This window comes from Anaeromassilibacillus sp. An172, assembly GCF_002160515.1.
GTDB classification, from domain to species: Bacteria; Bacillota; Clostridia; order Oscillospirales; family Acutalibacteraceae; genus Limousia; species Limousia pullorum.
In genome coordinates this window covers 1-9810 of record NZ_NFKS01000012.1, presented here as the reverse complement: position 1 = coordinate 9810, position 9810 = coordinate 1, and the positions used below count along the sequence as shown (strand labels likewise).

Sequence of the window (9810 nt, the reverse complement as noted above, 5' to 3'; positions counted from 1 at the left end):
TTTAAAAAAATCACCAAATTTGAATTTTATTGGTAAATCAGTCACAAAAATTACCGTTTTCTCTTTTTAAAATTTTCCCTTAATTTAACAGAATTATTTTGTGACATTGCACAAAGAAGAAACCGAGAGAAGATCTCCCGGTTCCTAATAAACTATAGATTTATATTAATAATCAAATACTTTTAAACTTTTCAATAGCCTTTGAGCATGGATAGAAGTCAGTAACCTTTACTTCGCAGGTTGTTGAAGTTTTAGGTCCAGCTGTACTCTCATCACCATTGTCAATTACACAGTAGTAATATAAAGAGCCTTTCTCAAGATTATCAAGAGTTAACATATTAGTTGTCTGTGCTTCTAATAACTGAGCATTGTTACCATCCGCATCACATGAATACCACTCATATGTGACATCCGTACCTGTTGTTTCAACTGTAAGTGTTGTGCTTGTGTTTCCGTTCGGATTTAGCATAACAGTCTTTGTTTCATCAAGTCCGCCGTCTGTAAATGCAGCTGCCTGTCCAACTTTAACATCATTTCCGAAACGATATGTAGTTTTACCATCCACTTTTATAGCCTTTACAATATTAGTAGTATCTACGCCCTCATCTATTGCTGCAACTTTTGTTCCGTCAGTGATACTATTACATATAATTGTAATGCTGCTATTTTCAGCTACATCGCCTACAATCTTTATCGGATTATTAACATTATTAAAATCAATATTTTCAATATTAAAGTTTCCGCTAAGGATCATTTGATTATTATTGGAAAAACTAATGTTGTCACTATTTCTTCCAGCTTTGTTGTTTTCTATAGTTCCACCATATATACTCAAATAACCATTACCATACAACTGAATTCCTCCGCCAACACCGGCATCAGTACCACCTAAAGCTGCAAAGTTTCCTTTAATAAGAGCACCTTCATATATGGAAAGCTTACCATTAGTTACAATGCCTCCGCCGTTGCAGTATGTATTATTGATAGTTTTATTATTTAAAATTTTACCATAAATATTTAAAATTCCTGATCCTGAATCTGCTATTATTGCACCGCCGCCACTGGAAACACTTTCATTATTTTGAAGTATAGCGTTTGAACCAATTGTAAGCTGTCCATCTCCATTTACACGCACTATTGAGCTACCATTTCGTTCGCTGCTATTTGTTGCCCCTTCTGCCGGAGTAGAATTTCCCCACTCAGCACCGCCATCAATTATTATGTTATCAAGTGTAAGATTACCGGTTGTTTCAACCGTGAACATTTCATTGTTATTACCAGCGGTTCTTTTTATGGTAAACGGCTGTGTTGCTCTAATCAAATTATCAACACTCTTTATGTTTATATCCTTATTTATATTAATATTAGATGTTAAATCAATATTACCAACAATCCAAACTGTACCGCCAGCCGGTACGGCATTTATAGCATTTGTCAACGTATTATAATATTTACCATTAACAAGCGCAATGTCATTATCACTATTGTTATGCATTGAAACAACGGCTATATCACTGTATACATTTGCACCTGTAGAATTATCGGTAACTTTTACATAGTAATATGTTGTTTGATCAGAAGTTAAAGTTGGTGTATACGTATCACTTGTAGCATTTCCAATTACAGTTCCGTTATAGTCGTCTGTATTACTTTCATACCATTGATATGATACATTATCACCACTTGCAGAAGAATTTGCAGAAACAGTTAATGCATTTACTGTCGCATCAGGCGCATAAACCGCAGATTTAGGTTGTTCTGTGATAGTAGGATACTTACTCATGTCCTTGTAAAGCTCAATTTCTTTAGCACAAGCATATGCATTAGTATTACTTGTACCCGCTCCATAAGTTTCGGATGCATATATTAAAATACTGTCTACAAAAACAGGTTCAAAACTTAAAGTTTTCCAATTTGCATCATTTGCCCATGTTTCAGATTTTGCATATGGTGTATCACTCCAAGTACCATCTAAATCTTTTATATATATTTCACAAATTTTAAACTTTCCGTTTTCTTCTCCCCCACTTGTTCCCGATTTAGGGAGATAGCTTAGCTTACTTATCCATTGAAAATCTTTAAATTTAACAACTACAGCTCTTTTTTTCTTCGTTCCTTCGATAAAACTATCATATCCATCACCAGTAGTATTCCATTTTGTATGCCAAAAAGTATCCTTATTTCCATCAAACGCACGTCCTATTTCATCAGGGTCATGTTCTGACGATGGGGTCAAATTTGCTATTTCATCACGGGTGATTTTTACTTCTTGAACAGGTTCTTCTGTTGTACCTTCCTCACCCACGGCAAAAGCGAAAGATGATGAGGTCAGCAATAAAGACAGGACAAGCACTGCCGATAATATTTTATTTCGCCATTTTTTCATGCTTTTTACTCCTTACTTTTATTTTTGCTTATGAAGCCTATTTTTCATACACAAAGCTCCATAAATATTTTACTAACTGTTTATTTGTTTTATTTTAAGCACAAGCACTTCATATCCAGTTATATATCTTAATATGTAACATTTATAATAACTGTTTCTTATTCCGACATTCGGACACAACAAAAAAACCTGTTTTAAGGATATTTTTTACAACAACCAACCTATAACCCCCGGAAATTATCCCTTAAAACCTGTTTAATTTTACCTTATCTCAGCTTAAAAACACATACATGCTGCATATTGCACTATTGTTATAAAAGAAGATGAAGTTCTTTAATATATATTTTATCACAGCGTTATGGAAAATTCAAGAATATTTTGATTTTTCTCCGACATTTTTCTTACTTTTAAAGCCAAAATATTCCAAAATAAAACAATTTGTACCTGTATGTCAGATAAAAAATATTTTAAACCACTGCAACAAAATAATCTGTTGTTTGCCATTATTTAACTTTTCTGAATATATTTGAAAAAAATAAAAAATCCCTTGATTTTTTTTGATAATACAGTATAATATAGGTATACAACAACCTTCTTAATACTCGGAAATTATTGCAATTTTTTTGACGAGAATTTAAGGAGGATTTTTTTATGAAGAAAAACGAGAAAAGAACGTATCTTTCCCCAGAAACCGAGGTTGTGAGATTTAACGCTGATATTATTACAACTTCTTCGGTTGATAATAACGGTTCTGTGGTTGAAGATGATGTAGTTACATACACCGAACCAGACCCATTCAACTAAAATAAATCAAGTATGTATAAAAAAGTAAAGGAGAAAAATTATGTTAAAAAGTAAAAATAAGCTTTTACATAAAGCTCTTGCCTTTGTGTTAACCTTTTCTCTGCTTGCCACACTTATTTCTTTTAATTTCACTGTAAGTGCGGCTGGTGGAAATTACGGAGGTGGTAATGGTACAGCAAATGATCCATATATTATTGATGATGTTACAGATTTAAATACATTTGCTTCTTTGGTAAATAGCGGCACCACTAATGCTTGTGCAAAACTCTCAGATAGTTTTAACGTAGGAGCAATATCTGATTGGACACCAATCGGAAATGCAGACCATAAATTTACCGGTGTATTTGACGGAAACAATAAGACAATTACTTTTAACGGAAGTATTACCGACGGAGATTATGTAGGTCTTTTTGGTATAAACGAAGGTACAATTAAAAATGTTAAGATTGTTGGTACTATAAGCACCAACACAGAGTTAGCCTTCGTAGGCGGTGTTGCAGGACTTAACAGAGGTACAATCACAAACTGCACAAACAGCGCAGAAATAAGTGCTACAGGTGCAAACTCATATGCCGGCGGTATTGCAGGCGTTATGCAGAACGGCACAATTGACAGCTGTAAGAACACTGGTGCAATTACTGTTACTGTACCCAATAATAGTTCTTCTGATGTTACAAATCACGAAGCATCTGCCGGCGGTATCGTTGCTTTTAACTACAACGGTACAGTTAAAAAATGTGAAAACACAGCTAATGCTACTATTACAAATAATGAAACATACGGCTACACAGGCGGTATTGTAGGCAATAATGACGGTACTATCAACAACTGTCTTAACGGCGGTATTGTTTCTAACACTAATGAAGATGCTGCAAATTATGCCGGCGGTATTGCAGGTAACCTCTTTACAAACAAAGATACAGGTTCTACAGCTACAATAAGCAACTGCCTTAATACAAATGCTTCCGGAGAGGTTGTTGGAACTAACGGTACAGACTCCAATGCTGGAACAGTTACAAACAGCTATTATTTATCTACAGTTGCTGGAGAGAATAATGGAGCTACTTCTGTTACAAATGATCAACTTAAAAGCGGAGAAGTAACATATAAGCTCAACGGCAATACAGCTGCAAACCCTGTTTGGGGACAGACAATTAGCGATAGCAATACTTTACCTACAATCGGTGCTACTGATGACACAACAGTATATCCAACCACAGAGGGCAACGGATATACAAATGAAAAACCTGAATCTTGCTCTGATGGACATACTTATAAAAACGGTATTTGCACTAAATGTTATGATGTAGCAGCTAAAGTTGCCGGATACAGTGTAACACTTGACGGAACTATTGGATTGAATTTCTACTTTGATATTAAAACAAATATAACAAATAAAGCTACTCAGATATCTTATCAGAAAGATAAGATAAGCGGAACTGCAAAATTAACAGAAGCGTCTAATCAAGATGGTGTTACAGATGGATATACACGTTATGTCGCTACTGTACCAGTTGATTCAGACCAAATGAATATTGATGTTGTTACTACACTAAAATATAGTGATACTATCGATGATACAGTGATTTCAAAAGCTTATAACGTTAATAAATACCTTAATACTATATATTCAGATCCTACATCTGTTTTAACAAACGATATAACTAAATCGAATGAATTAAAAGCTCTTTCTCAGACAATGTCTACATATGGATATTATGCAAATGAATATTTTGGAGATTACAACAAATACGAGCCAAGCATTAAAATGAATGATCTTTCTGTCACTGCCGAGAATCTGTCAACATATAAAATGTCTTATCAGGATACAGAAAATCCAAATTACACATTAAAGCATTATGCAACTTCATTCCAGCACTTACAAACAATAGCTGGTGTATTCTATGTAAAAGCTATCGACCCTCAAACAACAACTCTTGAAAATGTTTATATGGGATACAAAATACAATCCGAAGGTGAATATTTGGCAGGAGATGCAGATTCTTATTCCAGTACACCTGTTAGTATTGATAAATCAAACAACTATGCATTTGCACTTACATCACAAATTCCAATATCCAAATTATCATCGGCTGAATTCCAAGTAACTTTTGGAAATATGACAGATAATACATATACCCCAGCTTCAAATATCAAAATTTATTCTCCATATTGCTACATCCGTCAGGTACTTGTAAAATATGGACAGGATACTACTGATTACAAGCTTGCACAGGCTCTCTATCACTACAGTGAGGCTGCTGCTGATTACTTTCCTTCTCAAAATTCATAATCTTAAAATCAACTAAGGAGTGACTTAATTGTTAAAAAAGAATAAGAACATAGTTTTAATATGTTCGGCTTTGGTTATTATAATTGCCGTAGTTGCTATTGTAATTTTCGCTATGCCTAAGGCCGGTAACGGTGACGCTGACCCTTCTTCTACATCTCAGAGCAGTGAAAACGGTTCTGAAAATCAGGAGGAAACAAGGGACGCTACCATGGAAATTCTCCTTGACGAAGACATAATGGAAAATCAGGGTGATAACGGTTCAAACTCAAATTCCGGCGACGGAAGCTCGTCTTCAAACAACGGCGGTTCCGGCTCGGGTTCTGGTTCCGACCAAGGCAACGGTTCTGACTCAAACAACGGCGGCTCCGACAATTCTCAAAATTCAGGAAGCAACGGTAATTCCGGAAACAACAATAATTCCGGCGGTTCAAACTCTTCCGATAATTCCGGTAACAACGGAAGCGGCGACAACGGTGATTCAAACGAAGACAACACCAGTGAGATTATTCCGGACAATCCGGACGGCGGCAACAACGGCGACGGTGATTCCGGAAATAACTCTCAGGGCGGCGACGGCGACTACGAACTTCCATTTATCCCTGCTGACTGATAACTGACAAAACTAAACACCATGCAGATTTTTTATAATACTGCATGGTGTTATTTTTTTACCTTTTTAATCTGTGAAAATTCCTGTGTTTTTATGGAGGGTATTTATTTGTTTGGCTTCTTCCTCGCTGACATTGGCTGTGTTTGAAAACACGTCAAGGTTCTTTCTTCTATGAACAAGGACTGCGCCGAATCTCATGGGGTAGGACACTGGCAGTAGCCAAGGATATTTTTTAAGCCATCTATACTGGGTTTTCATTATATAAAGGGGCGGAAAACATCTTTTCATTACATTTGAAACCTTACTCTTAGCAAGGCTTCCTTTATAGTCTTCCGAAACTCTATTGAGTATCTCCCCTGTTCTTGTTCCGTATGTTCCGCTTATCATTACATAAGCTCCCATTTCATCATAAAGGGGCGTTGACTCCATATCGCCGAACCAAACCTTTGAAAGGTTTGAAATGTGTTTGAAAAATTCATCCAGCTTTTGTTCTTTAAGGATATTCAAAAATCTTTCAGAGGAAACAAGCTCAGGCTTTTTCTCGCACAGAACATAAACGTCAAGGACCGAGCGTATTCCTGTGCCGCCGCCCCTATAGTGTTTTGAGGTGTGGGCTATAACATAGGCATATGCCTCCTCGTCGCTTATATGTCTTCGGCGGGTTTTGCTTTTTTCTGAAAAAAGCTTTTTTGCAAACTCCTTATAATAGTCAACGGAGTTCTTCATAGCTTCCATAAAAAGGTTATTGTGTATCTCCACATTCATAACAGGGGGCTTGAAATAAACGTCCTGCACTCCCCCGTCGTAATGCTCCACTGTGTAGCCTATTTTCACCATTGCGTCTCTGGCATTTTGGGCTTTGTCCGGCGGTATCAAAATATCAAGGTCGCTCATAGCTCGCATATCGCTTTTTGGGTACAGCTCCTTTAACACAAATCCTTTAACCGGCAGGTGGTCTATTCCCTCCTGCTCAAAGGTCTTGCTTATGAGATTAAGCTCTATCCTTTGTACCACGTCTTTAAGCTGTGCCTTGTCGTATTCCTCTTTCCACTTTTTCAAAAGCTCCGGAGAGAGGTTTTTCATATTTTTAACGGCATAATAAGCCATATTCGCCACACTGTGGAAATGAGCTATTCTGAAAACCGTTTCCATATTCACGTTTTCCGGCGTTTCTTCAACCGGCAAGCCGTGAAGCACAGACTTTAAAAGGGAAATCAAATATTTTTCGTTTTCATTAAGACTCTTTCTCATATATTTCTCCGTTCTCCATATTAAGATGACGGTTGCAGATTGCAAGAGCCGCCTTTCTGTGGGTTACTATAATAACGGTTTTATCACGAAGCTTTGAAAGATTTTCAAGCATTCTAACCTGGGTCATTTCATCCAGCGCCGAGGTGGCTTCATCAAAAAGCAAAACTCCTGTTCCGCTTAAAACCGCACGTGCAACCGCAATTCTTTGGGCCTGTCCCTGGGAAATTCCGAATCCGTTTTCTCCCAGCATTGTATCGTAACCCATTGGGAAATCCTTTATAAACTCGTGGGCGCAGGCGATTTTTGCGGCATTTTCAATCTCTTCCATTGTGGAATTTTCTTTCATAAAGCCTATGTTTTCAAAAACCGTACCGGAAAACAGGCTGTTTCCCTGGGGCACATAGCCGATAATTCCCCTCGCCTCTGTGGGAGTGTAGCTGTTTCCCTTTGTATCGTAAAATATTATTTCGTCTTTGTGGGTTTTGTATGCTCCCATAATCAGGTTAAACAGCGTAGTTTTTCCTCCACCTGAAATTCCTGTAAGAGAAAGAAAATCCTTTTTATTTAAGGTAAAGGAAACATTGTTTAGCACGTGGTTTTCACCATAGGAAAAGGACAGATTCTTTATTTCAAGTCTGTCAAAATCCTTGTATGAAAGCTTTTTCTCCGGCTCTTTTTCCTCGGGAAGATTTTCTATTTCAATTATTCTTTCTGCGCTGGCTATTGCGGAATACATCCTGGGGAGAAATCCCGAAAGGTTTGCAAAGGGCGCCTGAAGCTGTCCTACAAGCTGTAAAATTGCGCTTAAAGTTCCGTAGCTCATGGTTCTGTCCATTATTGCAAAGGCTCCCCTTATAAGGGCGTAAAGATAGCCTATTCTGAAAACCAGTCCTATTCCCGCATTGGCTCCTATTGTAAAGGAACGGCGTTTCATTCTGGCTTTGAAATGCTCCTGCTGTAATTCCGCTGTCCTTTTCTCCGACTTTTTTCTCACTCCGAAAAGCTTTATCAAAAGTATGTTTTCAACGGTTTCCTGCATATAGGAGCGCATTTTGCCCTCTTTCTGCTGGACTTCCTTGTGGAGGCTTTTGAGCTTTCCACGAAACATCCTTGTTACAATGAAAAGCAGTATTCCCGAAACAAGAAACACAAGGGCAAAGGTCACGTCAAGTATTATTAAAACTGCGGCGGCGCACACAAGGCGTGTAACCATATTTAAAAGTGAGGGAAGTATTCCCACCACTCCGTCGGTTACAACCGTCACATCTGAAAATATCCTGTTGAGCATCTCTCCGCTGTGATATTTTGAGGTCTGGCTGAAATCCTTTTTCATAAGATTTCCTATTATGTCCTGCCTTAAATCCATTGAAACTCTGGCGGAAACCACCTCGTACACACTGTCGATTAAGATTTTCAACGAATACTGCACAAGGGAAATCACACCTAATATTATTCCCGAATACACAAGTCCCTGAAAATTTCCTGCAACTGCACTGTCTATTACGCTTCTGCACTGCAAGGCAAACACGGTTGCAAGGGCGGCAATGACAATATTGGCAACAGCAAGGACTGCTATATACCACAGTCGTTTTTTTGTTTTTCCGTAAATCCACAAAAGGGTTTTCCGGTCGCTTTCTTTTCTAAGCTTCACACTCACCGACCCTTTCCTTTAATAAGTCTTTTCATTACGCTTTTCACACGTAAAAGAAAAATTCTGTAGGATTTTCTTCCGCCCCAAAGCATAACGTACAGCTTATATTTTTTATCGTTTACAGAAAGGAATTTTCCGTCACGGCTTACCCCTGTCATAACTCCGATTATGTGTCTGTCGGTTATTCCCTCTTCCATTCCTGTGCGGTTGTCGCCGCATATCACATAATCGTTTTCCCTGACCTTTAAAATTCTGTGAAGAACATATTGTCCGTTGTCACGCTTGTAAAGGGGAACATCGTATTTTTTCAATCTGCCCTCAACCTTAGATATGTGGATTATATCACGCCTTTGTCTGAGCAGGGGCATCATACTGTCGCCCACATTGGTGAAAATTCCGGTGCCGTGCTTCTCGATTTCCGCTTCTATGGTTGAATACTCGCTCATTCCAGAAATCCTTCTCTTTTAAATGTATCTAAAAGCTTTTTAACGTCTTTTCTTGCGGTCTTTTCGTCAACGTCGTATTCTTCAAGGATTTTATTTACAATTTCGTCCTCTGTAATTTCGTTTTTCAAAAGCTCGGCAATAAATGCGGCTGTTTCATTGTTTCTCACTATTCCGTTGAAGCTTTTTCCTGCTTCGCCTGTAGCTACCAGCAGATTTTCATCTCCTGTATTGTATGCTATAAATCCGTCTTTTAATTTCATTTTTATTCTCCTTGTATAATAAATTTAGGTTGATAAGGGAGCCTATCTCCCAAAATCAACTGTATAATTATTCAACATAATGTTGTATAATTGTAGTTATTAGATAGAG

At 37.6% G+C, this 9810-nt stretch carries 8 protein-coding genes; 3 read left to right on the top strand and 5 right to left on the bottom strand.

The window, feature by feature from the left end; genetic code table 11:
• Positions 1-172 precede the first annotated feature (172 nt).
• Entirely contained in the window at positions 173-2386 is a 2214-nt protein-coding gene (locus tag B5F08_RS07090; protein WP_087377787.1) for a hypothetical protein, read from the bottom strand.
• Positions 2387-3037: 651 nt separating this feature from the next.
• Between B5F08_RS07090 and B5F08_RS13375 the strand changes: the two genes are divergently transcribed.
• Genes B5F08_RS13375 through B5F08_RS07080 form a run of 3 tightly spaced genes read left to right on the top strand, consistent with a single transcriptional unit; the run spans position 3038 to position 6093 of the window.
• Positions 3038-3190, top strand: a complete 153-nt coding sequence (locus B5F08_RS13375; RefSeq protein ID WP_204245167.1) for a hypothetical protein — start codon at positions 3038-3040, stop codon at positions 3188-3190.
• A gap of 40 nt (positions 3191-3230) precedes the next feature.
• Positions 3231-5483: a hypothetical protein gene (locus B5F08_RS07085; protein ID WP_087377785.1), complete on the top strand. Its 2253-nt coding sequence runs from the start codon at positions 3231-3233 to the stop codon at positions 5481-5483.
• Positions 5484-5511: 28 nt separating this feature from the next.
• On the top strand, positions 5512-6093 hold the full coding sequence (locus B5F08_RS07080; protein WP_087377783.1) for a hypothetical protein: 582 nt from the start codon (positions 5512-5514) through the stop codon (positions 6091-6093).
• Positions 6094-6159: 66 nt separating this feature from the next.
• Here the strand turns inward: B5F08_RS07080 and B5F08_RS07075 are convergent, their stop codons facing one another.
• From B5F08_RS07075 to B5F08_RS07060, 4 genes are read right to left on the bottom strand one after another with little or no spacing between them, the layout of a single operon-like run.
• Positions 6160-7344, bottom strand: a complete 1185-nt coding sequence (locus tag B5F08_RS07075) for a nucleotidyltransferase domain-containing protein (RefSeq protein ID WP_087377781.1) — start codon at positions 7342-7344, stop codon at positions 6160-6162.
• Positions 7328-8995, bottom strand: coding sequence for a peptidase domain-containing ABC transporter (locus tag B5F08_RS07070; protein ID WP_158096244.1), 1668 nt, complete (start codon positions 8993-8995; stop codon positions 7328-7330). Before B5F08_RS07070 ends, B5F08_RS07075 begins: the two co-directional genes overlap by 17 nt.
• Before the next feature lie 2 nt (positions 8996-8997).
• Positions 8998-9441: a S24/S26 family peptidase gene (locus tag B5F08_RS07065; protein ID WP_087377777.1), complete on the bottom strand. Its 444-nt coding sequence runs from the start codon at positions 9439-9441 to the stop codon at positions 8998-9000.
• Positions 9438-9701 (bottom strand): PqqD family protein, encoded by a 264-nt coding sequence (locus B5F08_RS07060; RefSeq protein ID WP_087377775.1) that lies wholly within the window; start codon positions 9699-9701, stop codon positions 9438-9440. Before B5F08_RS07060 ends, B5F08_RS07065 begins: the two co-directional genes overlap by 4 nt.
• Positions 9702-9810: the final 109 nt, after the last annotated feature.